The 265-nt window shown below is 69.4% G+C and carries 1 protein-coding gene; it reads left to right on the forward strand.

The window, feature by feature from the left end; translation table 11 throughout:
* The coding region (locus FS767_RS22315; protein ID WP_178102783.1) for an aldo/keto reductase at positions 1 to 265 on the forward strand (265 nt) is incomplete at both ends.

Consider the following 265-nt stretch of genomic DNA (forward strand, 5'->3'; position numbering starts at 1 on the left):
CCGATGTGCTGCCCTATGCCCAGCGTCACGGTCTGGTGGTGCTGGCCTATGGCGCGCTGTGCCGCGGCCTGCTGTCCGGACGTATGCATGCGCAGACGCAATTCGACGGCGATGACCTGCGCCAGGGCGATCCCAAGTTCCAGGCGCCGCGCTTCGCCCAGTACCTGGCCGCGGTGGAGGCCCTGACCGCTTTTGCCCGCGAGCGCCATGGCAAGTCGGTGCTGGCCCTGGCGGTGCGCTGGATCCTCGACCAGGGGCCGACCAT

The organism is Pseudomonas sp. DE0010 (assembly GCF_007680745.1).
Taxonomy (GTDB): domain Bacteria; phylum Pseudomonadota; class Gammaproteobacteria; order Pseudomonadales; family Pseudomonadaceae; genus Aquipseudomonas; species Aquipseudomonas parafulva_B.